The organism is Pseudoclavibacter endophyticus (assembly GCF_008831085.1).
Classification (GTDB): domain Bacteria; phylum Actinomycetota; class Actinomycetes; order Actinomycetales; family Microbacteriaceae; genus Pseudoclavibacter; species Pseudoclavibacter endophyticus.
In genome coordinates, this window is sequence record NZ_WBJY01000001.1 from 1876809 (window position 1) to 1901080 (window position 24272).

A 24272-nucleotide genomic window follows, 5' to 3' on the forward strand; every position below is an offset into this window, starting at 1 on the left:
ATCGTCGAATTTCCGCCTCGCGGCGTGCGTGAGGCGCAGCGTTCGGCGTGTCGCGATGCTCGCTCGCGGCCGCGCTCGCCCGTCGCCGCGCCCGACACGCCGCAGCCCACCTGCGTCCAGAACCGACACGCCCGTCTATCGAGGCGCCGCCGGCGCTTGCTAGCGTCGCTCCTATGCGCATCGGCATCGACTTCGGCACGACGCGAACGGTCGTGGCCCTCGTCGATCGCGGCAACTACCCGGCCATCTCGTTCGACGACCACAACGGCGACGCCGTCGACTACGTTCCAACGATCGCCGCCGAGCGCGACGGCGTCATGCGCTACGGGTTCGACGCCCTCGCCGCCGCCGCGGGCGGCGCGCCGGTCACCCGCTCGTTCAAGCGCCACCTCGCCGACCCGGGCGTTTCGTTCGACGACACGGTCCGCGTCGGCGCGGTCACGCTCCCGCTCGTCGACCTCATCGCCGGGTTCGCCTCCTCGCTCGAGAGCGCGATTCGCACGGCATCCAACCTGGCTGGCGAAACCGGCGACGAGGCGCTCCAGGCCGTGCTGGGCGTCCCGGCGCACGCCCCGACCGGTCAGCGGATGCTCACGCTCGAGGCGTTCGCGCGCGCGGGCTTCGAGGTGCTCGGCATGATGAACGAGCCGAGCGCCGCCGCCTTCGAGTACACGCACCGCTATCCGAGGTCGATCACGTCGCGGCGCAACGACGTCATCGTGTTCGACCTCGGCGGCGGCACCTTCGACACCTCGCTCGTGCGCGTCGACGGCCGCGAGCACCGCGTCCTCAGCTCGGTCGGCGACCCCAGGCTCGGCGGCGACGACTTCGACGAGGTGCTCGCGGGCGCCGCCCTGCGAACGGCCGGTCGCGCCGGGTCGCCGAGCGCGGAGTTGCTCGATGAGGCGCGTGCGGTGAAGGAGCAGATTTCGCCGCAGACCCGGCGGGTGACGATCGAGGTCGACGGTGCGCCCGCCACAGTCGCGCTCGACGACTTCTATCGGGCGTGCGGCCCGCTCGTCGAGCGTGCGCTCGACGTCATGGAGCCGCTGCTCGCAGGCAGCGGACTCGACTCCACCTCCGACACCGACCTCGCCGGCATCTACCTCGTCGGGGGTGCGAGCGGGCTGCCGCTCGTGCCGCGCACCCTGCGCGAACGGTTCGGACGACGCGTGCATCGCTCACCGCATCCGAGCGCATCCACCGCCATCGGTCTCGCGATCGCGGCCGACCCCGAGTCGGGGTATCGCCTCTTCGACCGGCTCACGCGGGGTATCGGGGTGTTCCGCGAGGGCGACGCCGGCGGATCGATCGTGTTCGACCTCGTCGTCGGCGGCTCGGCACGGCTGCCGGAGCCCGGCAGCTCCCTCGAGATCACCCGCAGGTACCGCGCGGCGCATGACCTCGGTCGGTTCCGCTTCGTCGAGGTGTCCGGGGTCGATGAGCGCGGGGCACCCCAGGGCGATATCGCCCCGTTCACCGAGATCGACGTCCCCTTCGACGCAGCCCTGCGCGATGGCCGAGATCTCGCCGCCCTCGAGCCGCGGCGCACCGACGGCGGGCCCCTGATCGAGGAGCGATATCGCATCGACGCGAACCGCGTCGTGCACATCCGCATCACGGACATCGACACGGGGTACCACGTCGACGCACGGCTCGACGGGCAGCGGGCGCCCACGGCCTGAAGGCCCGGATCGTCGACCGTGCCGCGTCGACGACGCCGCGACGGCGGGGATCCGCGCCCGGGTCCTGTTCAGTTTGGGGCGATCGGTGCCATATTGTGGCCGAACGCACCGGCGACGACAACGCGTCCGGCGGGGAGCGACGCGCAGCCGCGACCGCCGGCGAGTGAGGAGCACCATGACCTTTCCCCCCGCCGAGCACCGCGCGCGGATCGCCCGAGCCGCCGCCGCGGCTCGGGGTGAGGGCTTCGCCGGCGTCGTCGTCGCCGACCCGGCCAACCTGCACTACCTCACCGGCTACAACGCGTGGTCCTTCTACATGCCGCAGGTGCTCGTGATCGATGCCACGACCGCCGAGGTGCTGTTCGTGGCGCGTGAGATGGATGCGAAGGGCGCGCACCGCACGGCGATGCTCGAGCCGCACGAGGTGCTCGGCTACCCCGAGTCGACGGTGCACCGACGCGACACGCACCCGTTCGTGTGGGCGGCGCAGGAGCTGCGTGCGCGCGGCTGGGCCGAGCGGTTCGCGGGCGGCCGCGTCGCGATCGAGGGCGACGCCGACTTCTTCTCGGTCCGTTCCTACCTCTCGCTGCGCGATGGGCTGCCCGAGTGGGAGTTCGCCGACGGCCATCGCATCATCAGCTGGCTGCGCGTGATCAAGTCCGACGCCGAGATCTCGCTCATGCGGGGTGCCGGCCGCATCGTGTCGAATGCCATGGCGGTCGCGGTCGACATGATCGCTGCGGGTGTTCCGCAGCACGAGCTCGTCGCTGCGATCTGGCACGCTCAGATCGCCGGCCTGCCGGGGGTCGACGGCGACTACCCCGCGATCGTGCCGATGCTCCCGACGGGCGGCGCGGGCGACACCCCCCATCTCACGTGGACGGCGAGCCCGCTCGTCGAAGGCGAGATCGTGTCGGTCGAGATCGCGGGCGTGCACCGGCGGTATCACGCGCCGCTCGCCCGCTCCGTGGCGATCGGTGACGTGCCCCGCGACCTCGACCGTCTCTCGGGCATCACGTCAGAGGGGCTCGACTGCACGCTCGAGGCGATCCGGCCGGGCCGCACCGCCGGCGAGGTCGCCGACGTGTACTGGTCGTGGCTGCGCCGGCACGGGCTCGAGAAGAACTCGCGCCTCGGCTACTCGATCGGCGTCGGCTACCCGCCCGACTGGGGCGAGGGCACCATCAGCATCCGGCCGGAGGACCCGACCGTCCTGCAGCCCAACATGACGTTGCACGTTATCGCCGGCATGTGGATGAGCGGCTACGGGTGCGAGGTGAGCGAGTCGATCCGCGTGACCGACGACGGGGTCGAAGTGCTCACGGATGCGCCGCGCGAACTGATCAGGCGGCCGGGGTCGCGATGACGACGGACGCCACTCCCCCGCGGCCAGGGCGCCATGTCGAGCGGCCTGCGGTACTGCCCGGGGTACCGCCCGCGGCGACCGCTCGCTCCCGCCCACCGGCCATGCCCGCGACGGGCCCGATCACGCTGCCCGGCACGGCGCCCTCGGTGCCGGGAGACTGGGCGGGTGATCGCCTCGCGTCGCTCGCGGCCCGCCTCATCGCGGCGCCCAGCGAGAACCCGGACCCCGACGGCTGGTTCGAGCTGCTGGCGGTGGATGCCCTGGAGCGCGAGGCGACCGCGCTCGGCTTCCGGGTCTCCCGCCAGCCCGTCGCCCCCGGCCGCGACAACCTCCACATCGTGGCGGCGGGCGACCGGCCCGCCGCTCCCGTCGTGTTCCTCGGCCACAGCGATGTGGTGCCGGCCGGGGCGGGGTGGACGCGCGATCCGTTCGTGCCCGTCGTCGAGGGCGGCCGCCTCTACGGCCGCGGGGCGACGGACATGAAGGGCGGGCTCGCCGCCGCGATCGCCGCGATGGACGTGCTCTCGCGAGACACCGGCTTCGCGCATCCGGTCGAGCTCATCGTCACCGTCGATGAAGAGGATTACGCCACGGGCGTGCGCCGCTACCTCGAGGAGGTGCCCGACCGCGAGTTCGTGGCGTGCATCGTCGCCGAGCCGACCGACCTGGACGTCGTCGTCGGCTGCCGCGGCGCCGCGAATCTGCACCTCGACATCGCGGGCGTTGCGGCCCACGCTGGCCGGCCCGCGGACGGTGCGAGCGCCATCGTGGCGGCGAGCCGCATTGTCGCGCTGCTCCAGGCGGAGCACGAAGACTGGGCGCAGCGGGCGGGCGAGACGAGCTGGGCGCCGACGTGGAACGTCGGGCGCATCGACGGCGGCCACGGCACGTCGATCGTGCCCGATCGTTGCGCGATCGACGTCGACCGTCGAATGATGCCGCACGAGCAGCCGGATGAGATCCTCCGAGATCTGCTCGCGGCCATCGACGACGCCGGTATCACGTCGGACACGATCACCGTGACGGGGCGCCTGGACATGAGCATGCCGGGGTTCCTCACCGACGAGGACGACCCGCTCCCCCGGCTCGCGCTCGATGCGGTGCGGGCCTCTGGCATCCCGGATGCCCGGATCCGGCGATGGACCGCCGCCTGCGAGGGCGGGTTCCTCGCACGCCAGCATGGCGCCCCGACGATCGTGCTCGGTCCTGGTGACGTCACGACCGAGGCGCACCAGCCCGACGAGTCCGTCGCGCTGCGCGACCTCGACGCGGCGGCCGAGGCCTACGTGCGCCTCGCCGCCGCTCTCGCAGATCGCGTCGGTCACCACGCGGACCTCGGCGGCGCGCCCGACGTCCCGCCCCCGCATGCGGTCGATACGCCTTCACTGAGCTCGTCGCCGTGAGGCCACGGCCCGGTCAGCGCCCCCTGAACGCAGGCGTGCGCTTCTGCTGGAACGCCGCGAAGCCCTCCCGGTAGTCCGCGGTGTCGCGCAGCTCGGCCTGCGTCGCGCTCTCGTTCACCATCGACGCCCACAAGCCAAGCCGCTCGTCGCGCACCTGCGCGACGAGACGCTTCGAGGCGACGAACGCCCGCGTCGCGCCCTGAGCCGCCCGCCCCACGCGCTCGCGCGTGAACTCGAGCAACTCGTCATCGGGCACGGCCCTGCTGAACAGCCCCTGCGCGACCGCTTCGGCCCCACTCATGAGCTCGCCCGTGAAGATGAGGTCGAGCGCCCGGTGCGCACCGAGACGCTCGACGAAGAGCGCGTGACCGCCCGAGTCGAGGGCCGCACCGAGGTTCGCGAACGGCGACCCCAGCTTGGCGCGCTCGCCGACGTACACGACGTCGGTCGCGATCGCGAGCCCGAGCCCCACGCCGAGGCAGGCCCCGTGTACCGCCGCGAACGTCGGCGCGGGGAAGCAGCTCATGCGTCGCATGAGCGGCGCGACGAGCCCGTCGAGGTACCCGGTGACGTCGTCCGTCGCCGGGTCGACGCCCGCGATGTCCCGGCCGGCGCAGAACCCTCGTCCCTCACCACGAAGCAGCAGGGCGCGCACGTCGCCCGCCGCGGCGGCGGCCTCCGCCTCCGCATAGGCCGCGTCGAGATCGCGAAGATCGTCGGCGCCCAGCGCGTTGAGCTTGCCCGGGGCGTTCAGCACGATCTCGGCGACTCCGCCGTCGATCGTGACGTCGATCATTCCCGCCATGCGAGCATCCTCTCGTTTGGGTCGAGTCGCGTCGGTCGAGTCGCGTCGGTCGGTCGGGCCGCGTGCGCCTACGCGTCGTAGTCGACGGCGACGAGCTCCGTCTTCGGGCGCGCCTGGCAGGTGAGGATGTAGCCGCGCTCAAGGTCGTCGTGCTCGAGCGCGTAGTTCTCGGCCATGTCGACCTCGCCCGTGACGAGCTTCGCGCGGCAGGTGCCGCACACGCCTCCCGCGCACGCGAAGGGGACATCGCCGCGCACGCGCAGCGCGGCGTTGAGGATCGTCTCGTGCGCGCTCTTGGGGCTCTTGACCTGGCCCGACAATCCGTCGAGCGAGAACTGAATCTCGATGTTGTCCCCGTCCTCGTCGACCACGACGGGGCGCCCCGCGCTGCCCTTGGCGCCCTCGCCCGGCTGACCGGTCGAGAAGAGCTCGAAGCGCACATGGTCGCTCGACACTCCGCGCGCCGTGAGCTCGTCGCGGAACAGCTGCACGAGCTCGAATGGGCCGCAGAGGAACCACTCGTCGACCTGGTCGACGCGAATGACGCGGTCGAGCAGCTGCGCGAGCTTCTCGGCGTCGACGCGACCCGTGTGCGTCGGCGAGATGCGCTGCTCGCGCGACAGCACGTGGTGGAGCGCGAGTCGGGTCGGGTAGCGATCTTTCAGATCGGCGAGCTCTTCGAGGAACATGACGTCGCTCGCCGCCCGGTTGGCATAGATGAGATCGAACGTCGTGCCGGGCTCGGCGAGCACGGTGCGGGCGATCGCGATGACGGGCGTGATGCCCGAGCCTGCCGCTGCGGCGACGAAGTGCTGCTCGCCCTGCTCGCGGATCTCACGCGTGAGCTCGCCCGGCCGGTTCAGGCTGGTCAGCCGGTGCTTCGACACGAAGGCACCCTGCGGGTTCATGACGTCGAGCACGTCGCCGGGCTTCAGGTTGTCGTTGGCCCAGTTCGAGAAGAGCCCGCCAAGGTCGCGCTTGATCGCGATGCGCAGCTCCCCCGGCGTCGGTTCGGCGCAGATCGAATAGCTGCGACGCACCTGCTCGCCGCCGACGGTGGTTCGCAGCGCCACGTACTGGCCGGCGAGGTAATCGAACTCGGGCTGAAGCGACTCGGGCACCTCGAACGTGACCTCGATCGCCTTTTCGGTGAGCGGGCGGACCGCGGCCACCGTGAGCGGGTGGAACGTGACGCGGCGCCGCCCTGCACCCGTCTCGTCGCTGGTCCTCGTCCCGGGCTCGGCGTCGACGGGGTCCGTGGCGGCGTCGGCGGAGGCGTCGAGAGCTGTCTGGCTCGTCTCGTCGGTCACTAGAGCACCTTGAAGTAGTCGAACGGTTCCTGACAGTCCAGGCAGGAGTACAGGGCTTTGCACGAGGTCGAGCCGAAGCGGCTCAGCTCGCGGGTGTGCAAGGAGCCGCATCGCGGGCAGCGCACGCTGATCGTGAGGCGAACCGGACCAGCTGGCCTCGCGGCTGCGCGCCCCGTCGGGGGCGCGATGCCGTAGCGCTCGAGCTTCTCGCGCCCCTCCGCGGTCATCCAATCGGTCGTCCATGCGGGCGACAGCGAGAGCTCGACCGCGATCCGCACATACCCCGCCGCGGCGAGCGCGCGCTCGACGTCGGCCGTGATGGTGTCCATTGCGGGGCACCCCGAGTAGGTCGGCGTGATCGTCACGACCGCCCCGTCGTCGCCGTCCGCCCGCGCGCCGCGCAGAATGCCGAGGTCGGCGATCGAGAGCACGGGGATCTCCGGGTCGTTCACCGTGGCCGCAACGTCCCAGACCCGCGCGTCCTCGTCGCCCTCGGGGCGCGTCGACGCCCCCGCGGCCCGCGTGTCGTCAGCGGCCCGCGTTTCGAGGGCGGTTCGAGCGGCGGCGCCGGGTCGAGCGTGAGCCATCACGCTCACCAGGACGCGCCCGGATGCTTGCGCGCCAGCACCTGCATCTCGGCCAGCAGAAAGCCGAGCGCCTCGCGATGCTCGCCGCGGCGGCCCCCCGTACGCGCCTGCTTCACCTCGGGCACGCGCAGGTTCGCGGCCTCGAGCACGCCGGCGATGCGCTCGAGCGCCGGCTCGCGAAGCGTCGAAGGCCGCACGGCGACTCCCTCGAGGCGGTCGTGCAGCCCCTCGTCCTCGAACAGCTCGTCGAGGTACACCCACACGGTGTCGAGCCCGGCCTGAAGGCGGCGATTTGCTTCCTCGGTGCCGATGCCGAGCCGCAGGGCCCACTGCGTCGCGTGGTCGAGGTGGTACTCGACCTCCTTGACCGCCTTCGCCGCGATCGCCGCGAGCGTCGCGTCGCCCGATGCCTGCAGCCGCGAGTACAGCTCGTACGCGTACGCGCTGAAGACGAGCTGTCGGGCGATGGTCTGGCCGAAGTCGCCATTCTCGAGCTGCACGAGGTGCACGCAGCGGAACTCCTCTTCGTCGCGGAAGTATGCGAGCTCGTCCTCCGACTTCCCCCACGCCGAGCCGGCGTAGGAGAGCAGCACGCGCGCGTGACCGAGCGTGTCGAGCGCCACGTTGCCGAGGGCGATGTCCTCCTCGATCTCGGGACCGCGAGAGATCCACCAGCTCAGCCGCTGCGCGAGGATCAGGGCGTCGTCGCCGAGGCGCAGGGCGTACTGCGCAACGTCCTCGCCGGGCGCCTCCCCGGCGGCCGCGCGCTCGGCGATCTCCTCGGCAGTGAGCGCGTAGCCCGCCGAGATCAGCGTGGCGGAGCCGAAGCCGCCGCCGCCGTCAGCCGGGCCGCTCACAGGTGCTTCACCCCTTCGCTCTTCGTGTAGTACGTGGCGTGGCGGTAGTTCTTGCCCTGGGGCGACTCGAAGTACGACCCCTTGTGGTCGGGGTCGGAGGCGACGATGTCGGTCGCTCGAACGACCCAGATCGACACGCCCTCATTGCGGCGCGTGTAGAGGTCGCGTGCGTTGCGCAGCGCCATGCCCTCGTCCGGTGCGTGCAGCGAGCCGGCGTGCACGTGACTCAGGCCGCGCGACGAACGCACGAACACCTCCCACAGCATCCATTCGTTGTCGGATGCCGGAGCGCCCGACGCGGTCGTGTCTGGGCCCGCAGCGCTCCCGGCCGGTGCGTCGCGGTGCTGCTCGCTCACGAGGCCACCTGCGCTTCCGCCGCCTCCGCCTGCTTGCGCGCGTAGGCGGCCGCGGCCTCGCGCACCCATGCGCCGTTCTCGTGCGCCTCGATGCGGCGCTCGAGTCGCTGGGCGTTGCACGGGCCGTTGCCCTTGATGACGCCAAAGAACTCGTCCCAGTCGAGCTCGCCGAAGTCGTAGTGGCCGCGCTCCTCGTTCCATTTTAGGTCGGGGTCGGGCAGCGTGAGCCCGAGCGCCTCGGCCTGCGGAACGATCATGTCGACGAAGCGCTGGCGCAGCACGTCATTCGAGAAGCGCTTGATGTTCCAGGCCGTCGACTGCTGCGAGTTCGGAGACTCGTCGTCGGGCGGGCCGAACATCTGCAGGGCCGGCCCGTAGAAGCGGTTGACCGAGTCCTGCGCCATCTGCTTCTGCTCGGGCGTGCCGTGCGAGAGCTCGTAGAGGATTTCCCAGCCCTGACGCTGATGGAACGACTCCTCCTTGCAGATGCGCACCATCGCACGACCGTATGGCCCGTACGACGCGCGGCACAGCGGCACCTGGTTGCAGATGGCGGCACCGTCGACGAGCCAGCCGATCGCGCCCATGTCGCCCCACGAGCGCGCCGGGTAGTTGAAGATCGACGAGTACTTGGCCTTGCCGCTCATGAGCTGCTCGAACATGACGTCGCGGGGCGTGCCGAGGGTCTCGGCAGCCGAGTACAGGTAAAGCCCGTGGCCGGCCTCATCCTGCACCTTCGCCATGAGGATCGCCTTGCGTTTCAGCGACGGCGCGCGCGTGATCCAGTTCGCCTCCGGCTGCATGCCGATGATCTCGGAGTGCGCGTGCTGTGAGATCTGCCGCGTCAAGGTCTTGCGGTACCCCTCCGGCATCCAATCGCGCGGCTCGATGCGGGAGTCTTGCTCGATGATCGCATCGAAGGAGGCCTGCGCTGCCTCGGTGTCGAACACCGCATCGGCGGCCTCACGCGCTTCGCGCGACGACGCGTCGCCGCGCAGTCTCGTCACGTTCTCGGTCATGTCGCTGCTCCTCCTTCGCTCCGCCGGACTCGCCCGCGGGAAGTGGTGTCGATATCGGCGCCCCACGCTGGGCGCAGCCGAAGTATTGATCGATGTACATCGATTTACCGACCTTGCGTTCAGTTTATGTGGGTGCCGCGGCAGGGTCAAGCCTCGCGCGCGACGACGGGAGTCGAATCCTCACCCCATCTCGACGTTCGGAGCCACCGCGGATCCACCGATCAGCTTGACAATGTCGGACGTTTGGTATTTTCTGCATGAGCGGTCGGGAAATACGTCCGCCGCTCGCACGACACGCACGCACAAGGGAGTGCCATGGAGACCCCCCCACCCCTCGCTGATGGTGCGACGCCCCCATCGCTCGGAGACCTCGCCGCAGTGCACGACTCGCTCAGCGAGAACCTCCTCGCCGAGTGGATGCGCGTGCACGTCGTGCGCGCGACCCGCGGCGATGCGGTCATCCAGATGGCCGTGCGGCCCGAGATGCTCAACGGCTTCGGCACGGTGCAGGGCGGCATGATCTTCGCCTTCGCCGACACCGCCTTCGAGCTCGCCAGCAACCACGCCGAACGGACCGACACCATGACGGTCGCCTCCGGCGCCGACGTGACCTTCCTCAGCCCCGCCCGCGAGGGCGACACGCTCACGGCCATCGGCACGCAGGTGCACGACGCGCGCAGCGGCGTCTACGACGTCCAGGTCCTGGCCCAGCGCCCGGGCGAGCGCGAGCCTCGGCGCGTCGCCCTGTTCCGCGGCCGCAGCCGCACCGTCCCGAGGCCGGCCGACGAAACCTGACGGCATCCATCCCTCGCTCCAGACTGCACCGCACACCGCACCCGGCGAACCCCACACACGAACGCACCCACGACAACGCGATCGGCCGGCACCCGCCGACCGGAGAAGGAAGACGACAGTGACGACGACGCACGGCATCCAGGCGGCGCAGCACGACGACGACCTGCTCGATCCCGAAGAGCGCATGAGCCGCGACGAGCTCGAGGCGCTGCAGCTGCGGCGGCTGCAGTGGACCGTGCGGCATGCCTACGAGAACGTGCCCATGTATCGCGAGAAGTTCGACGCGCACGGCGTGCATCCCGACGACCTGCGCGAGCTCGGTGACCTCAGCCGGTTCCCCACCACGACGAAGGAGGACCTGCGGCAGAACTACCCGTTCAAGACGTTCGCCGTGCCCATGGAGCAGGTGCGGCGCGTGCACGCGTCGTCGGGAACGACCGGCCGCCCCACCGTCGTCGGCTACACCGAACGGGACCTCGCGAACTGGGCGACCGTCGGCGCGCGTTGCTTCCGGCTCGCGGGCGTTCGCCCCGGGATGCTCGTGCAGAACTCGTACGGGTACGGCCTCTTCACCGGCGGGCTCGGGGCGCACGCCGCGATCGAGCGACTCGGGGCCACCGTGATCCCCATGTCCGGAGGGCAGACCGAACGCCAGATCCAGCTCATTCAGGACTTCGAGCCCCAGGCGATCGCCTGTACGCCGACATACCTGCTGACGATCCTCGATGCGATGCGTCGGAAGGGCCTCGACCCCCGTGCGACTTCGCTGAAGTATGCCGTGCTCGGCGCCGAACCGTGGACCGAGCAGATGCGCGCCGAGATCGAGGAGGGCCTCGACCTCACGGCGAGCGACATCTACGGCCTCAGCGAGGTCATCGGGCCCGGCGTCGCCGGCGAGTCCTTCGAGCACCAGAACGGCTCGACGATCTGGGAGGACCACTTCCTGCCAGAGATCTGCGACCGCGACGATCTCGCGGCCGTGCTCGCGGACGGCGAAGAGGGTGAGCTGGTCTTCACGTCGCTGACGAAAGAAGCCATGCCGATCATCCGGTACCGCACGAAGGACCTCTCGCGCCTGCTGCCGGGCGACGCGCGGCCCAACATGCGCCGCATGCAGAAGATCAGAGCGCGCACCGACGACATGATCATTTTGCGGGGCGTCAACCTGTTCCCGTCGCAGATCGAGGAGCTCGCGCTGCCCGTGCCCGAGCTGAGCCCCCACTACCAGCTCGAGCTCACGCGCCCGAATCGCATGGACGAGCTCACGGTCGTCATCGAACGTCGGCCGGAGGTCGCGCGCGGGGAGGCCGAGGCGGGGGCGGAGCGACTCGTGAAAGATATCAAGGTCCACATCGGCTCGTCGGTGCGCGTCCAGGTCGCGGAGCCGAACACGATCGAGCGGTCTGCGGGCAAGATGAAGCGCGTCTACGACCGCCGCGGGCTCGGCGAATGACCCACCGCGAGCTGCCCGCGGCGGGCGACGGCACGGCACTACGATGAGCGCCGTGCCAACGACCAGCAAGCCCGCCCCGCGCCGCGGCCGCCCGGGTTACGACCAGGATGCCGTGGTCGCCGCTGCCGTCGAGCTCTTCAACCGGCACGGCTACGAGGCGACGAGCATGGGAATGATCGCCGATCGCCTCGGCATCTCGAAGTCGGCCATCTATCACCACGTGCCCGGCAAGGAGCAGCTGCTCGAGGTGGCGCTCGACCGCGCGATCAGCGAGCTGGAGGCCGTGCTGGATCGGCCCGCGGCCCGCGAACGACCCGTCGACCAGCGGCTCGAATACGTGCTGCGGGCCATGGTCGGCGTGCTCGTCGACGAGCTCTCGAACGTGACCCTGCTGCTGCGGGTGCGAGGCAACACGCCGATGGAGCGACGCGCCATGGAGCGGCGGCGAGCCTTCGACCACGCAGTGGCCGATCTCATCGAGGAGGCGGCGAAGTCTGGCGCCCTGCGCTCGGATCTGCAGCCGCGCGTCGTCACCCGCCTCCTGTTCGGCATGATCAACTGGATCACGGAGTGGTACCGGCCCGATGGCCCCCTGCGGCGAGAGGAACTCGGCGACAGCGTCGTCGCGATCGCCTTTGACGGCCTGCGCCCGCGCGGATAGGTCGGCCCCGAACGCGGGGGCAGCTCCCCGGTCGGCCCCGAACGCGGGGCAGCTCGGTCGGCGTCGGCTACCGGTTGGGACGATTGCTACCGCTCCTCCGGTAGCCGGTGTCCGTTTTGGTAGCTCCACGGCCGAGCGCCTAGGCGGCCTACCCCAGAGCCTGTGACTCGTCCTTCGCGACGAGCGTGAGCACGTCGTAGGTCGCGACGAGCTCGTCGTGCTGGTTGTACAGCACGGCATCCCACACGACCTCGCCGTAGTCGGCATCCACGCGGGAGCGGATCTCCTTCGCCGTCAGCACGACGCGCACCGAGTCGCCCGCGCCGATCGGCGTGGTGAACCGCAGCTTTTCAAGCCCGTAGTTCGCGAGCACGGGGCTGCGGCCCGGTGCGACGAACAGACCGGCGGCCCACGACACGAGCAGGTAGCCGTGCGCGACGATGCCGGGGAAGAAAGGGTTCGCCGTCGCCGCCTCGTCGTTGACGTGCGCGTAGAAGATGTCGCCGGTCGACTCGGCGAACGCCGTGATCTCGTCGAGCGTGGCCTGCCGCAAGCCCGACGCGAACGCGTCGCCGACGCGGAGCGTGTCGAGGGCCTTGCGGAACGGGTGCACGAATTCCTCGGAGCCTCCGAACGCCGCCTCGCCCGCGACGCGCTGCGGCGCTCCCCGATGCCAGACGCCCGTGACCTGCGTCAGGAGATCGGGCGATCCCTGGAGCGCCGAACGCTGCATGTAGTGGTGCACGGCGCGGATGCCGCCGAGCTCTTCGCCGCCGCCCGCGCGGCCCGGCCCACCGTGTACGAGGTGCGGCATCGGCGAGCCGTGGCCCGTCGAGGTCTTCGCGTCGTCGCGGTTGAGGAGCAGCACCCGGCCGTGGTGCCCCGCAATGCCCGTCAGCAGCGTGCGGGCCGTGTTGCCGTCGTTCGTGCAGATCGTCGCGACGAGCGAGCCCGCGCCGAGCGCGGCGAGTTCAACGGCGTCGCCGAGCGACTCGTAGCCGACGACGCTCGTGACCGGCCCGAACGCCTCGCGCGAGTGCAGCAGCTCGGCCCGGTTGTCGTCCCAGGTCAGCACGACAGGGCTCATGTACGCCCCGCGGGCGGCGAGCGAGTCGGGCAGGGCGCCGCGATACGCGACACGCGCACCGGCGGCGAGGAGCTCGTCGACCGCTCCCCCGACGTCGCGCAGCTGCTCGAGCGACGCGAGGGGCCCCATCGTCGTCGTCTCGTCGTGCGCGTCGCCGACGACGACGCGCTTCGCGATACGTTCGGCGACCGCGTCGACCACGGGTTGCACGAGGCCGCTCGGAACGATCGTGCGACGGATCGCGGTGCACTTCTGGCCGGCCTTCGCCGTCGTCTCAGTGACGACCGAACGCACGAACGCGTCGAACTCCGGCGTGCCCGGAACGGCATCCGGGCCGAGAATGGCCGCGTTCAGCGAGTCCGCCTCGGCGGTGAATCGGACCCCGCCCTCCGCGACGTTGACGTGAGCGCGGAGCGCGTTCGCGGTCGATGCCGAGCCGGTGAAGGCCACCGCGTCGCGGTAGTCGAGGTGGTCGAGCAGGCCGCGCGCCGAGCCCGAGACGAGCTGCAGGGCGCCATCCGGAAGAATGCCCGACTCGATGATGAGCCGCACCGCCGCTTCGGTCACGAACCCGGTCGGTGTCGCCGGCTTCACGATCGACGGGACCCCGGCGATGAAGGCGGGGGCGAACTTCTCGAGCATGCCCCAGACGGGGAAGTTGAAGGCGTTGATCTGCACGGCCACGCCCGGCATCGACGTGTAGACGTGCTCTCCCAGGAACGTGCCGTCCTTCGACAGCGACTCGACGTCGCCGTCGATGATGATCGTCGAGTTGGGCAGCTCACGGCGCCCTTTCGAGCCGTAGGTGAACAGCACTCCGATGCCGCCGTCGACGTCGACGAGGTTGTCGCGCGCCGTCGCCCCCGTGCGCCGCGAGACGTCGTAGAGCGTCTCCTTCCGCTCCTGCAGAAACAGGGCGAGCTGCTTCAGCGTGAACGCCCGCTCGTGAAAGGTCATCGATTGGATGACCCGCCGGCCGACCGTGCGGGCGTGGTCGATGACGGCGGCGAGGTCGAGCCCCTCGGTCGACGAGCGGGCGATCTGCTCGCCCGTGTTGGCGTCGAGCACCGGCGTTCCCGAGGCATCGTCGGCCGGCGACCACCAGGCGCCTCCGACGTAGCTCTGCACGTAGGGCGCGGCCACCGCGGCCGTTTCCGTTGCGTTCATGCTGTCTCTTCTCTCCACTGAGCTTCGACGGTGCCACGGCTCCAGCACCGTACGATCGGGACGATCGAGGGCGGAGTGCGCACCGCATGGGGCCTCGCCGAGCATGAATTACTGACTTGGCGGTCGGTATTGTCTCAGCGTACCCGACCACCCTCGACCTTTCCGCACGAATCGGAGACCCCAATGCCGTTCCAACCCTGGACGATCACCCTCGGCGAGCTCGATGAGCGCATGGGCGTTCGCGTCCTCGAACAGTCAATCGACCGCGTCGTCGCGACGATGCCCGTTGCCGGCAATCGCCAGTCGTTTGGGCTCCTGCACGGCGGCGCCTCGCTCGCGATCGGCGAGGCGGTGGGTTCTTGGGCCGCCGTGATCTACGCCTCGACCCTCGGCAAGTCGGCCGTCGGCGTCGATGTCTCGGCGACGCACCACCGCTCGGCCACGGACGGCACGATCACGGTGACCGCGACGCCGATTTCGCTCGGCCGTTCGCTCACCAGCCACGACGTCATCATCGAAGACGAGTCGGGCACGCGGTTGTGCTCGATGCGGATCACGAACAAGGTCGTCGACCGCCCGATCCCGGGCTTCGACTACGTCGAGGCCTGAAGCCCGTCACCGGACGCGGAGCGCCACCTCCAGTGACCGGCGAACCCTACTGCGGACCTCGAGTCGACTCGGCGTCCCACGACGCGCGGTAGAGCGGAAAGACCGAGGCCCACGTGAAGAGGAACGTCATGGTGAATACGATCGCGATGACGGTCACCATGTCGAGAAAGTCGATCGACATGATGACGACGCCGGCCAGGGTTGCCCCCGACGCCGCGAACGCCGACTCGCCGAAGGCGAGCTTGATGGTGTCGGTGCGCCGCGAGCGTCGCGCGGGGTTCGAGATCGCCCGCGACAGCGAGATCGCGACGAGCGCGGCGAGCACAATGATCGCGATCATGCCGAGCCACGTGAAGGCGAGACCGAGCACGCCGCGCTCGACGACGAGCTCCCGGCCCTGCGGGGTCGCCGTGGCGAACGGGATGCACAGGAGCATGCCGACGATCAGGAGCGCCGGGGCGACGCGTTTCACCGTTGGGAGCATGGCGGGCCGAAAGGCCACGAGCTCCAGATGCTCGTCGAGATCGGCGGCATCGACCGGCGTGTCGTCGGGCCTCGCATCGGCCAGTTCGTCGGCGACGTCGTCGCGCGACGGCAGTCGCTCGGGCGATTGATCGTCGTCCGACCGCCGACCACGTCGCTTGAACACGGGCTCAGTGTACGTGGCGCAGGCGACGCCAGCGGCTAAGCGGGAACGCGGCGAGAACGACGAAGCTCCGGTGCGACCGCCGAATGCGGTCGCACCGGAGCCACGGTGCAGAGACGCCCGTCGAACTAGACGGTGGTGTCGCGTCGACGTCCGCGGGTGATGAGGCCCCAGATAAGCAGGACGACGATCGAACCGACGACCGCGAACACCCATGTCCAGATGTTCCAGAAGCCCCACTCTTCGGGGTTGAAGAAGATCGAGGCGATCAGGCCGCCCACGACGGATCCAATGACGCCGAGCAGCAGCGTCAGCCAGAAGCCGCCACCCTGCCGGCCTGGAAGGATGAGCTTCGCGACTGCACCTGCGATGAGCCCGACGATGATCCAGGGGATGAAACTGAGACCGAGCATGTTGTCCTCCAGTGACAGCTTTCGTATTGCGTGGGAGTTCCGCGCATGTTTACCGTACATGCGCACCTCGCCCGGATGCCGAACATAAAGTAAGGATTTAGTTGCGGCTGCACCGCGTCGGGGGCGCGAAAAGGCCCCGGGCGCGCGCCCGGGGCCCCTCAGCGGCGTCCGACTCAGCGCTGGAGCGCGGGCAGCCATCCATTGCCGATCAGGCGCGCGACTCCTCAAAGTCAGCGCCGTCGCCGCTGCCAGCGCCGTTGCCGTCGTCGCGTCGCGAGCCGAGGCCGGAGGCTTTGCCGACGTTGCTGAGCAGCGCGCGAAGGTCGATGCCCGTGAGGGTTTCAAGTACTTCGGTGCTCTCGCCCAGCACCTGACCGACGACCTTCGTGACGGCCGAGGCGCCGTCGGTCGAGACGACGGTGAGCTGGTCGATGTTGCCGACCGGGGCAGCGACCGCCGACACGATCTCGGGCAGACGCGAGATGATCTCCTGCGCGAGCGCGGCCTCGCCGTACTTCCGGAGGGCCTGGGCCTTCGCGTCGGTCGCGGCAGCCTCGGCAAGACCCTCGGCCTGCGTCGCGGCAGCCCGGGCGTCACCCTCGGCCTTGATACCTTCGGCGAGGGCGATCTGCCGGTCACGCTCGGCCTCACCGGCGAAGCGGACCGAAGTGGCCGCGGCCTCGGCGTCCTGCACGGCGGCGACCTTGTTGGCCTCGGCCGTTCGCGTGCGCCGGTACACCTCGGCGTCGGTCGCCGCGTTCTCGGTGTCGCGGCGAGCAGTCGCCTCCTGCACCTTGGCGTAGGCTTGGGCCTCCGCGGGCTTCCGGACCTCGATGTCGAGACGCTCCTGGGTCACGCGCGCTTGTTCGGCGAGCGCTTCGCGCTCCTGCTGGGCAACGAGGCGGTCCTGCTCGGCGCGGGCGAACTGGCCCGCCGCATCGGCCTCGGCGTTCGCGCGGTCGGTCTCGGCCTTGATGGTCGCCTGACGCAAGCGCAGTTCCTTCTCACGCTCGGCGATGCGCTCGGAGGCCTCGATCTTGGCGAACTCGCTGATACGTGCGGCCTCGGCCTCGCTGACCTCGGCGACCTGACGAGCGCGGGCGGCCTCGGCGCGGCCGAGGTTCTGCAGGTAGTCGTTGCCCGGCGTCGAGATGTCCGAGATGTTGAGCAGGTCGACCTGCAGACCCTGCTCGATCAGGTCGGCCTTCGTCTCGGCGACGACGCGGTCGCCGAGGAACTTGCGATCGGAGATGATCTGCTCGATCGTCATGTCGCCGACGATCGAACGGAGCGACCCTTCGAGCGACTCGCGAATGATGTCGTTGAGCGCCTCTTGCTGGTCGAGGAATCGCTGCGCGGCGCGGCGCACGCCGTCCTCCGAGCCCGACACCTTGAAGTTGATCGACGCCTTGATCGCGATCTTGATGCGGTTCTTGTCGACGCCCTCGACGTTGATGCCGATCTGGCGCTGCTCGAGCGAGATCGGGAAGCCCTGCTGCAGGATCGGCCAGATGAAGGTACGGCCGCCGATGACGACGCGCTGTCCGGTGAGATCGGCGGTCGGGCCTTGGCCCGCGCCGCGTCCGACGATGATGAGCGCCTCGTTCGGAGGAACGCGGCGGATTCGGGACGAGATGAAGATCACCACCGCCAGGAGGGCGATGATGACCGCCATCACCGCGATGACGGTGACGTTGTTCTGTATGAAGTCCATCGGTTGCTGGTGCTCTCTCTTGCTGGTGTCGGGCGGTGGGTGAGCGCCCGCGATGGGGCGGATGCTATGGGCGGGCTAGCCGGACGCGGGCGCGTTCGGTGAGTCCGGGGCGGCAGGCTGCGCTGGATCCGCCGGGGCGGGCGTCTCCCGCTCGACCTTGACTCTCGGGCCGTAGACGCGCACGACGCGAATGCGAACGCCCTGCGGAATCTCCTCGTCGGCGAACGCCTGGCGCCGCTCGATCTCGCCGGGGGCGTCGAGGTACACCTCGCCGGTCGAGACCGTGATGCGGCTCATCGTCACGCCCGTGTCACCCGTCACGTCCCTGGCCTCGCCGTCACTCGAGCGCTGCAGGCTCCGAACGACAAGAGCCGCGAGGGCGTAGGCGACCAGGCCCATCATGATCGCGATCACGTAGACCCAGATCATGTCCAGACCCGCGCTCAGGGTGATCGCGCCGGACGCGCCGAACAGCACGAGTCCCACCGCGATGCCGGGGAGTGAGACCAGCCCGCCGCCGTCGAAATCAAGAAAATCGCCGAAAATGAGCGTCACCAGCAAGAGCGCCAGGCCGACGCCGCCGAGGATGATGAAAAGTGTCATGCGCTGTGTGTGCTCCGAGAGTTTGCCGTGGTGCGTCTCAGAGCCTATCGGTGTGGCGCGAACGGCAGGTCATGCTGTGGTCTGGCTTCGTCGTGCAGGCGCGCCGCGTTTGCGCCTGCAGCATCCGTCCCGTGCATGACGGGACTCACCCGTTCGTGCAGCTCGGTCACCTGTCACGCGCCGCGCTCAAGGCGACGGCGCGCCGGGTGCGTGACCTTTCGATGCTGTCGCGGGCAGTTAGTCCGCCTGCGTGGCAGCGAGCCATCGGTCGAGGAGCGCGATCGCCGCCCCCGAATCGATCGTTTCGCGCGCGACTTCGATCTTGCCGGTCAGCCGCTCTCGGATGGGCACCTCGTCGCTCGCGGGATCGGTCGACAGGTCGTAGGCGACCATGCCTGCTGCCGCATTGAACAGCACGATGTCGCGCACGGCGCCATGCTGCTCGCCGCTCAGGGCACGTCTTGCGATCTCGGCATTGAGCTCGGGAGCGCCGCCGAGAAGGTCATCCATCGGGTAGGTTCCGAGGCCGAGATCACGCGGATGCACGTCGTGCTCGGTAATGACGCCCTTCGAGACCTGCCAGATGCGGCTGTACCCCGTCACGGTCAGCTCATCGAGGCCGTCGTCTCCGCGGAAGACGAGTGCGGACGCACCCCGCTTGGCGAACACTCCCGTGATCATGGGGATCGCCGATTCCTTCGCCACGCCGACCGCGTTCGCCTCCGGTCGGGCGGGGTTGGTGAGGGGGCCGAGGAAGTTAAAGACCGACGAGACGCCAAGCTCCTTGCGCACGGGTCCGGCGTGGGCGAACCCGGGATGGAACTCGCTTGCGAACAGGAAGGTCAGTCCCACCTCCTCGAAGATGCGCCGCGCGCGGTCGGGGTCGCTGCTGTGCACCGCTCCCAGCGCGGTGAGCACGTCGGACGATCCCGATTTGGCGCTCGCGGCCCGCCCCCCGTGTTTGATGACCGGAACCCCGGCTCCTGCGCACACCATCGCCGACATCGTGGACACGTTCACGGTGCCGACCATGTCGCCGCCGGTGCCGACGATGTCGAGTGCGTCGGTCGTGATGTCGAGCGGAACCGCGTTGGCGAGCACCGCATCCCGGAAGCCCACCACTTCTTCGACCGTCTCGCCCTTCGAGCGCAGCGCGATGAGGAAGCCGGCGAGACGTGCGGGTGAGACCTGCCCGCGCATGATCTGCTCCATCGCCCATGTCGCCTCAGAGACCGTCAGGTCCTCGCGCGTGAGAAGCGATTCGAGCAGGCCGGGCCACGTGGGAGCGTTCGACATGCGGTCAACTGTAGTGGGGCCGGCGACACGCCGATCGAACGACTTCTACACGCTGTCGACACGCGCATGGAGCCGCGCGTGGCACCCCTACCTGTGATTTCAGACATAATGGTGTGCGTGACTGCTGCATCTCCCACCACCGCGCTCCCCGCGGTCAAGCGACCGAACACGACAGCGATCGGCGTCATCGTCTGGCTCGGCAGTGAGGTGATGTTCTTCGCGGGTCTCTTCGCGATCTACTTCACGCTGCGCGCAATGGCGCCGGAGCAGTTCGCGGCTGGCCACGACATCATGAACATCCCGTTCGCGTCGATCAACACCTCGATCCTCGTGCTGTCCTCGGTCACCTGCCAGTTCGGCGTCTTCGCCGCAGAGCACAGCAAGCCGCGCGCGACCGGCTGGTCACCGGCGAAATGGGGCACGATCGAGTGGTTCTACGCCACGGTCGTGCTCGGGTCGATCTTTGTCGGCGGCCAGGTATGGGAGTACGCCACGCTCGTGAGTGAGGGCTATGTGCTCAACCTCAACGCGTTCACGAGCACCTTCTACATGTCGACCGGCTTCCACGGTCTGCACGTGACCGGCGGTCTCATCGTGTTCCTCATCGTGATCGGGCGCATCTACGCGGCTCGACGGATGGGGCACCGCGAAGCGACGAGCGCGATCTGCATCTCGTACTACTGGCACTTCGTCGACGTGGTCTGGATCGGTCTGTTCTTCGTCATCTACATCCTGCCGTTCATCTCGTAAGCCGCCGAGGGATACACATCATGCAACGCAAGAAGACGACTCGGACACGGGCGACACGGAAGACGGCAGCTCGCCGCGCCCCATTCGCCACTGCAGCGCTGCTCGGTCTCGGGCTGCTCGCGACGGGCGGTGCCTACACCGGCATCGACGCTGCGATCAGCACGCCGACGGCCCACGCGGCAACCATCGATGACGCCTCGAAGGTCGCGGAGGGCAAGGCGCTGTTCAACGCCAACTGCGCAACCTGCCACGGCATGGATGCCGTCGGCACCGAGAACGGTCCGAGCCTGATCGGCGTCGGTGCCGCTTCGGTCGACTTCCAGGTGGGCACGGGCCGCATGCCGATGCAGTCGCAGTCGCCACAGGCCCCGAAGAAACCGGTGCAGTTCACCGACGAGCAGATCGACCAGATGGCGGCCTACGTCGCGTCACTCGCGCCCGGGCCAGCGATTCCCGACGAGCAGTATTTGCAGGCGGACGGCGATGCGGCGCACGGCGCCGAGCTCTTCCGCATCAACTGCGCCATGTGTCACAACGTCGCGGCGGCGGGCGGCGCGCTCACGCAGGGCAAGTTCGCCCCTGAGCTCCAGACCGTCGAGCCAGTGCACCTCTACGAGGCCATGATCACGGGGCCGCAGAACATGCCCGTGTTCAACGACGCCAACCTCACCCCCCAGGACAAGGCCGACATCATCACCGCCATCCGCTGGCAGACCGAGGTCTCGGACGGTGTCGCCGGCTACGGCCTCGGTTCGATCGGTCCCGTCTCGGAGGGCCTGTTCGTCTGGGTCTTCGGCATCGGCGGCGCGATCGCGATGGCCATCTGGATCACGTCGCGGCCGAGCTAGGTAGCGTCAAGCCAGTCCGGCGCGCGTACAGACTTCGATATCTGCTTTACCCAGAAAGGGACTTCAATGGCTGAAGACGAACACGGCGGCGAGTTGCGCACCGCCACTTCGTCCGAGCGGACGGTGAGCCGGGGCACCGCCCTGCTCCCCACTGACGGCTTCCAGAATCCCGGGCTGCCGGAGCACCGGCCCCGCGTGACCGACACGGATCCCCGTGCCGCGAAGCGGGTCGAGCGCTTCATCATCTTCCTTTTCTGGCTTTCGTTCGCCGCGACCGTGTTCACGGTCGCCGCGTACTTCATCTGGCCGATCGATCGAGAAGACATCACGTCGGTGCGGGCCAACAACATGTTCCTCGGGCTCGGCATCGCACTCTCGATGATGACGATCGGCATCGGGGCCGTCATGTGGTCGAAGTACCTCATGAAAGACCACGAGATGGTCGAGTCGCGTCATAAGACCGAGGGGTCGCCCGCCACGCGCGCCCGCGCCGTCGAGGTCTTCCAGCAGGCGAACGAGGAGTCCGGATTCGGACGCCGGACGTTGCTGCGCAACTCGCTCATCGGCGCGGTCCTCGCCCTGCCGATTCCCGGCATCGTGCTCTTCCGCGACCTGTACAACGGCAATAACCCCGCGCCCGTCGACCTCCTGCACGAGACCATGTGGGACGAGGGCGTCCGGCTCGTGCGCGACCCCATCGGAACGCCGATCAAGGCATCCGACGTGACGATCGGTTCGGTCTTCCATGTGATCCCGGATGGCCTCATCGACCTCGAGCACCACATGCTCGAGGAGAAGGCCAAGGCCGTCGTGCTCCTCATGCGCCTCCCCGAGGAGCGCCTGAAGGAAGAAGAGCACCGCAAGTCGTGGTCCTACAACGGCATCGTCGCGTACTCGAAGGTCTGCACGCACGTCGGATGCCCCGTCGCCCTCTACGAGCAGCAGACCCACCACCTGCTCTGCCCCTGCCACCAGTCGCAGTTCGATGTGACGGAGCACTGCAAGGTCATTTTCGGTCCAGCGGGCCGTCCGCTGCCACAGCTGCCCATCACGGTCGACGGCGAGGGCTACCTGGTCGCACAGAGCGACTTCCTCGAACCTGTCGGCCCGAGCTTCTGGGAGCGCAAGCATGACTACAACGTCTAGCCCGGTGCGCGAGACCGGCCTCATCGCGAAGACGGCCGACTACCTCGACCAACGGACCAGCATGTCCGGGCTCGTGAAGGAACTCGGGCGCAAGATCTTCCCCGATCACTGGTCGTTCATGCTCGGCGAGGTGGCGCTGTACAGCTTCGTTGCCGTTCTGCTGAGTGGAACGTTCCTGACGTTCTTTTTCGACCCGACGATGACGCACACCACCTACGAGGGCTCGTACATTCCCCTCAAGGGCGTCGGCATGTCGGCGGCGATGGCCTCTACGCTCGACATCTCCTTCGATGTCCGCGGCGGCCTGCTCATGCGTCAGGTGCACCACTGGGCGGCGCTACTCTTCGTCGCCTCGATCGGCGTGCACATGCTCCGCGTGTTCTTCACGGGCGCATTCCGCAAGCCCCGCGAGCTCAACTGGGTGATCGGCTTCGTGCTGTTCATCCTCGCGATGGCGGAGGGCTTCACCGGCTACTCGCTCCCCGACGATCTGCTCTCGGGCAACGGATTGCGCATCATCGACGGCATGGTGAAGGGCATCCCGCTGATCGGCACTTGGATCTCGTTCCTGCTCTTCGGTGGCGAGTTCCCCGGCCTCGACATCGTGGGGCGCCTGTATTCGCTGCACATCATGATCCTGCCCGCGATCCTGATCCTCTTCCTGGCCCTGCATCTGCTGTTGATGATCATCAACAAGCACACGCAGTGGCCCGGCCCCGGGCGTACCAACGAGAACGTCGTCGGTAATCCCGTGTTGCCCGTCTTCGGCGGCAAGGCGATCGGCTTCTTCTTCATGGTGTTCGGGTTCATCTTCCTGATCGCCTCGCTGTTCCAGATCAACCCGGTGTGGAACTACGGCCCATACGACCCCTCCCCCGTTTCGGCCGGCACGCAGCCCGACTGGTACATCGGCTTCGCCGACGGCATGTTGCGTCTTATTCCCCCGGGCTGGGAGACGTACTGGTTCGGCTTCACCTGGTCGTGGGCGATCCTCGTGCCGATCGCGCTGATCATGCTGCTGTTGATCCCTGTTGCGGTCTGGCCGTTCATTGAGAACTGGATCACGGGCGACAAGCGCGAGCACCACCTCGTCGACCGTCCGCGCAACGCCCCGACGCGAACGGCGATCGGTGCCGCCGGCACGATGTACTACGGCGTCATGTGGGCAGCGGCATCGTCCGACCTCATCGCGACGCACTTCCACGTCGCCTTGGAGCATGTCATCCACGTGCTGCAGTTCTTGCTGATCGTCAGCCCGTTCGTCGCGTTCTTCGTCACCAAGCGCATCTGCCTCGGCCTGCAGAAGAAGGACCGCTCGATCGCGCTGCACGGCATCGAGTCCGGCCGCGTCGTGCGACTCCCGCACGGCGAGTTCGTCGAGGTGCACGTGCCACTCGCGGATGAGGAGCGCTGGTCCATCACGTCGTACAACGACTACGGCCCGCTCGTGGTGCGGCCCGACGCGAACGGCAAGATCAGCACGGTCCAGCGTGTTCGAGCCGCGGTCAGCCGCTGGTTCTTCGAGGACCGCATCGAACCCATCACGAAGACGGAGCTCGAGCGGGCGAAGCACCACGACTGACCCGCGCTCCGCACGCCGAGGGGCAGCATCCAACGTCCGGATGCTGCCCCTCGGCGTTTCGTCGGGCGCCGCCTCATCGCGCGCTCGATACCCGACGTTCATTGGCGTTCCCTA

General features: G+C 68.9%; 23 protein-coding genes. 11 read left to right on the forward strand and 12 right to left on the reverse strand.

The annotated features are described in order from the left end of the window. Positions 1 to 173 precede the first annotated feature (173 nt). The 3 genes from F8O04_RS08450 to F8O04_RS08460 all read left to right on the forward strand — a co-directional run bounded on the left by F8O04_RS08450 (position 174) and on the right by F8O04_RS08460 (position 4454). Positions 174 to 1685, forward strand: a complete 1512-nt coding sequence (locus F8O04_RS08450; RefSeq protein WP_158028795.1) for an Hsp70 family protein — start codon at positions 174 to 176, stop codon at positions 1683 to 1685. A gap of 175 nt (positions 1686 to 1860) precedes the next feature. After that, positions 1861 to 3051, forward strand: coding sequence for a M24 family metallopeptidase (locus F8O04_RS08455; protein WP_158028796.1), 1191 nt, complete (start codon positions 1861 to 1863; stop codon positions 3049 to 3051). Between the two features lie 101 nt (positions 3052 to 3152). Then, positions 3153 to 4454 carry a M20 family metallopeptidase gene (locus F8O04_RS08460; RefSeq protein ID WP_188726196.1) on the forward strand — a complete coding sequence of 434 codons (1302 nt, stop codon included), beginning with the start codon at positions 3153 to 3155 and terminating at the stop codon, positions 4452 to 4454. A gap of 13 nt (positions 4455 to 4467) precedes the next feature. On the opposite strand, the gene F8O04_RS08465 is transcribed toward F8O04_RS08460, so the two are convergent. The 6 genes from F8O04_RS08465 to paaA all read right to left on the reverse strand — a co-directional run bounded on the left by F8O04_RS08465 (position 4468) and on the right by paaA (position 9388). Then, positions 4468 to 5250 carry an enoyl-CoA hydratase/isomerase family protein gene (locus F8O04_RS08465; RefSeq protein ID WP_158029170.1) on the reverse strand — a complete coding sequence of 261 codons (783 nt, stop codon included), beginning with the start codon at positions 5248 to 5250 and terminating at the stop codon, positions 4468 to 4470. Between the two features lie 77 nt (positions 5251 to 5327). Then, positions 5328 to 6569: a 1,2-phenylacetyl-CoA epoxidase subunit PaaE gene (paaE, locus tag F8O04_RS08470; RefSeq protein WP_263971333.1), complete on the reverse strand. Its 1242-nt coding sequence runs from the start codon at positions 6567 to 6569 to the stop codon at positions 5328 to 5330. Beyond that, the gene (paaD, locus tag F8O04_RS08475) at positions 6569 to 7156 is read right to left on the reverse strand and encodes a 1,2-phenylacetyl-CoA epoxidase subunit PaaD (RefSeq protein ID WP_158028799.1); all 588 of its coding nucleotides are present in this window, start codon (positions 7154 to 7156) and stop codon (positions 6569 to 6571) included. Before paaD ends, paaE begins: the two co-directional genes overlap by 1 nt. A 5-nt stretch (positions 7157 to 7161) precedes the next feature. Continuing rightward, complete coding sequence (gene paaC / locus F8O04_RS08480) at positions 7162 to 8013, reverse strand: 1,2-phenylacetyl-CoA epoxidase subunit PaaC (RefSeq protein ID WP_158028800.1); 852 nt, start codon at positions 8011 to 8013, stop codon at positions 7162 to 7164. After that, positions 8010 to 8369, reverse strand: coding sequence for a 1,2-phenylacetyl-CoA epoxidase subunit PaaB (gene paaB / locus F8O04_RS08485; protein WP_158028801.1), 360 nt, complete (start codon positions 8367 to 8369; stop codon positions 8010 to 8012). The genes paaC and paaB overlap by 4 nt, the downstream gene beginning before the upstream one ends. After that, a complete protein-coding gene (paaA, locus tag F8O04_RS08490; protein ID WP_158028802.1) occupies positions 8366 to 9388 on the reverse strand; it encodes a 1,2-phenylacetyl-CoA epoxidase subunit PaaA in 1023 nt (340 codons plus the stop codon). Before paaA ends, paaB begins: the two co-directional genes overlap by 4 nt. A 315-nt stretch (positions 9389 to 9703) precedes the next feature. Between paaA and F8O04_RS08495 the strand changes: the two genes are divergently transcribed. The 3 genes from F8O04_RS08495 to F8O04_RS08505 all read left to right on the forward strand — a co-directional run bounded on the left by F8O04_RS08495 (position 9704) and on the right by F8O04_RS08505 (position 12297). After that, positions 9704 to 10183, forward strand: a complete 480-nt coding sequence (locus F8O04_RS08495; RefSeq protein WP_158028803.1) for a hotdog fold thioesterase — start codon at positions 9704 to 9706, stop codon at positions 10181 to 10183. Positions 10184 to 10367: 184 nt separating this feature from the next. Continuing rightward, the gene (paaK, locus tag F8O04_RS08500; protein ID WP_158029171.1) at positions 10368 to 11636 is read left to right on the forward strand and encodes a phenylacetate--CoA ligase PaaK; all 1269 of its coding nucleotides are present in this window, start codon (positions 10368 to 10370) and stop codon (positions 11634 to 11636) included. A 43-nt stretch (positions 11637 to 11679) separates the two neighbouring features. After that, positions 11680 to 12297: a TetR/AcrR family transcriptional regulator gene (locus F8O04_RS08505; protein ID WP_158028804.1), complete on the forward strand. Its 618-nt coding sequence runs from the start codon at positions 11680 to 11682 to the stop codon at positions 12295 to 12297. 148 nt (positions 12298 to 12445) lie between these two features. Here F8O04_RS08505 and paaZ read toward each other — a convergent pair whose 3' ends face one another. Next, positions 12446 to 14551: a phenylacetic acid degradation bifunctional protein PaaZ gene (gene paaZ, locus F8O04_RS08510; RefSeq protein ID WP_158028805.1), complete on the reverse strand. Its 2106-nt coding sequence runs from the start codon at positions 14549 to 14551 to the stop codon at positions 12446 to 12448. 183 nt (positions 14552 to 14734) lie between these two features. On the opposite strand from paaZ, the gene F8O04_RS08515 reads away from it, so the two are divergent. Further along, on the forward strand, positions 14735 to 15160 hold the full coding sequence (locus tag F8O04_RS08515; protein WP_158028806.1) for a hotdog fold thioesterase: 426 nt from the start codon (positions 14735 to 14737) through the stop codon (positions 15158 to 15160). A gap of 46 nt (positions 15161 to 15206) precedes the next feature. Here the strand turns inward: F8O04_RS08515 and F8O04_RS08520 are convergent, their stop codons facing one another. The 5 genes from F8O04_RS08520 to trpD all read right to left on the reverse strand — a co-directional run bounded on the left by F8O04_RS08520 (position 15207) and on the right by trpD (position 19832). After that, positions 15207 to 15809 (reverse strand): hypothetical protein, encoded by a 603-nt coding sequence (locus F8O04_RS08520; RefSeq protein ID WP_158028807.1) that lies wholly within the window; start codon positions 15807 to 15809, stop codon positions 15207 to 15209. Positions 15810 to 15934: 125 nt separating this feature from the next. Beyond that, on the reverse strand, positions 15935 to 16219 hold the full coding sequence (locus F8O04_RS08525; RefSeq protein ID WP_158028808.1) for a GlsB/YeaQ/YmgE family stress response membrane protein: 285 nt from the start codon (positions 16217 to 16219) through the stop codon (positions 15935 to 15937). A gap of 208 nt (positions 16220 to 16427) precedes the next feature. After that, on the reverse strand, positions 16428 to 17933 hold the full coding sequence (locus F8O04_RS08530; RefSeq protein WP_158028809.1) for a flotillin family protein: 1506 nt from the start codon (positions 17931 to 17933) through the stop codon (positions 16428 to 16430). A gap of 75 nt (positions 17934 to 18008) precedes the next feature. Next, positions 18009 to 18536, reverse strand: coding sequence for an NfeD family protein (locus F8O04_RS08535; protein WP_158028810.1), 528 nt, complete (start codon positions 18534 to 18536; stop codon positions 18009 to 18011). A 237-nt stretch (positions 18537 to 18773) separates the two neighbouring features. Beyond that, positions 18774 to 19832 (reverse strand): anthranilate phosphoribosyltransferase, encoded by a 1059-nt coding sequence (gene trpD, locus F8O04_RS08540; protein WP_158028811.1) that lies wholly within the window; start codon positions 19830 to 19832, stop codon positions 18774 to 18776. A gap of 108 nt (positions 19833 to 19940) precedes the next feature. Between trpD and ctaE the strand changes: the two genes are divergently transcribed. The 4 genes from ctaE (at position 19941) to qcrB (ending at position 24158) form a co-directional block, all read left to right on the forward strand. Continuing rightward, positions 19941 to 20582: an aa3-type cytochrome oxidase subunit III gene (gene ctaE / locus F8O04_RS08545; protein ID WP_158029172.1), complete on the forward strand. Its 642-nt coding sequence runs from the start codon at positions 19941 to 19943 to the stop codon at positions 20580 to 20582. A 20-nt stretch (positions 20583 to 20602) separates the two neighbouring features. Further along, positions 20603 to 21430 (forward strand): cytochrome bc1 complex diheme cytochrome c subunit, encoded by an 828-nt coding sequence (qcrC, locus tag F8O04_RS08550; RefSeq protein ID WP_158028812.1) that lies wholly within the window; start codon positions 20603 to 20605, stop codon positions 21428 to 21430. A gap of 66 nt (positions 21431 to 21496) precedes the next feature. Further along, positions 21497 to 22576, forward strand: a complete 1080-nt coding sequence (gene qcrA / locus F8O04_RS08555; protein ID WP_158028813.1) for a cytochrome bc1 complex Rieske iron-sulfur subunit — start codon at positions 21497 to 21499, stop codon at positions 22574 to 22576. Then, entirely contained in the window at positions 22560 to 24158 is a 1599-nt protein-coding gene (gene qcrB / locus F8O04_RS08560) for a cytochrome bc1 complex cytochrome b subunit (protein WP_158028814.1), read from the forward strand. The genes qcrA and qcrB overlap by 17 nt, the downstream gene beginning before the upstream one ends. Positions 24159 to 24272 lie beyond the last annotated feature (114 nt).

What these genes read in the sequence shown, in the direction of transcription:
- F8O04_RS08450 (WP_158028795.1), top strand. Translation starts at nt 174, where the DNA reads ATGCGCATCGGCATCGACTTCGGCACGACGCGAACGGTCGTGGCCCTC.
- F8O04_RS08455 (WP_158028796.1), top strand. Translation starts at nt 1,861, where the DNA reads ATGACCTTTCCCCCCGCCGAGCACCGCGCGCGGATCGCCCGAGCCGCC.
- F8O04_RS08460 (WP_188726196.1), top strand. Translation starts at nt 3,153, where the DNA reads ATGCCCGCGACGGGCCCGATCACGCTGCCCGGCACGGCGCCCTCGGTG.
- F8O04_RS08465 (WP_158029170.1), bottom strand. Translation starts at nt 5,250, where the DNA reads ATGATCGACGTCACGATCGACGGCGGAGTCGCCGAGATCGTGCTGAAC.
- paaD (WP_158028799.1), bottom strand. Translation starts at nt 7,156, where the DNA reads ATGGCTCACGCTCGACCCGGCGCCGCCGCTCGAACCGCCCTCGAAACG.
- paaA (WP_158028802.1), bottom strand. Translation starts at nt 9,388, where the DNA reads ATGACCGAGAACGTGACGAGACTGCGCGGCGACGCGTCGTCGCGCGAA.
- F8O04_RS08495 (WP_158028803.1), top strand. Translation starts at nt 9,704, where the DNA reads ATGGAGACCCCCCCACCCCTCGCTGATGGTGCGACGCCCCCATCGCTC.
- paaK (WP_158029171.1), top strand. Translation starts at nt 10,368, where the DNA reads ATGAGCCGCGACGAGCTCGAGGCGCTGCAGCTGCGGCGGCTGCAGTGG.
- F8O04_RS08505 (WP_158028804.1), top strand. Translation starts at nt 11,680, where the DNA reads ATGAGCGCCGTGCCAACGACCAGCAAGCCCGCCCCGCGCCGCGGCCGC.
- paaZ (WP_158028805.1), bottom strand. Translation starts at nt 14,551, where the DNA reads ATGAACGCAACGGAAACGGCCGCGGTGGCCGCGCCCTACGTGCAGAGC.
- F8O04_RS08515 (WP_158028806.1), top strand. Translation starts at nt 14,735, where the DNA reads ATGCCGTTCCAACCCTGGACGATCACCCTCGGCGAGCTCGATGAGCGC.
- F8O04_RS08525 (WP_158028808.1), bottom strand. Translation starts at nt 16,219, where the DNA reads ATGCTCGGTCTCAGTTTCATCCCCTGGATCATCGTCGGGCTCATCGCA.
- F8O04_RS08530 (WP_158028809.1), bottom strand. Translation starts at nt 17,933, where the DNA reads ATGGACTTCATACAGAACAACGTCACCGTCATCGCGGTGATGGCGGTC.
- F8O04_RS08535 (WP_158028810.1), bottom strand. Translation starts at nt 18,536, where the DNA reads ATGACACTTTTCATCATCCTCGGCGGCGTCGGCCTGGCGCTCTTGCTG.
- trpD (WP_158028811.1), bottom strand. Translation starts at nt 19,832, where the DNA reads ATGTCGAACGCTCCCACGTGGCCCGGCCTGCTCGAATCGCTTCTCACG.
- ctaE (WP_158029172.1), top strand. Translation starts at nt 19,941, where the DNA reads ATGGTGTGCGTGACTGCTGCATCTCCCACCACCGCGCTCCCCGCGGTC.
- qcrC (WP_158028812.1), top strand. Translation starts at nt 20,603, where the DNA reads ATGCAACGCAAGAAGACGACTCGGACACGGGCGACACGGAAGACGGCA.
- qcrA (WP_158028813.1), top strand. Translation starts at nt 21,497, where the DNA reads ATGGCTGAAGACGAACACGGCGGCGAGTTGCGCACCGCCACTTCGTCC.
- qcrB (WP_158028814.1), top strand. Translation starts at nt 22,560, where the DNA reads ATGACTACAACGTCTAGCCCGGTGCGCGAGACCGGCCTCATCGCGAAG.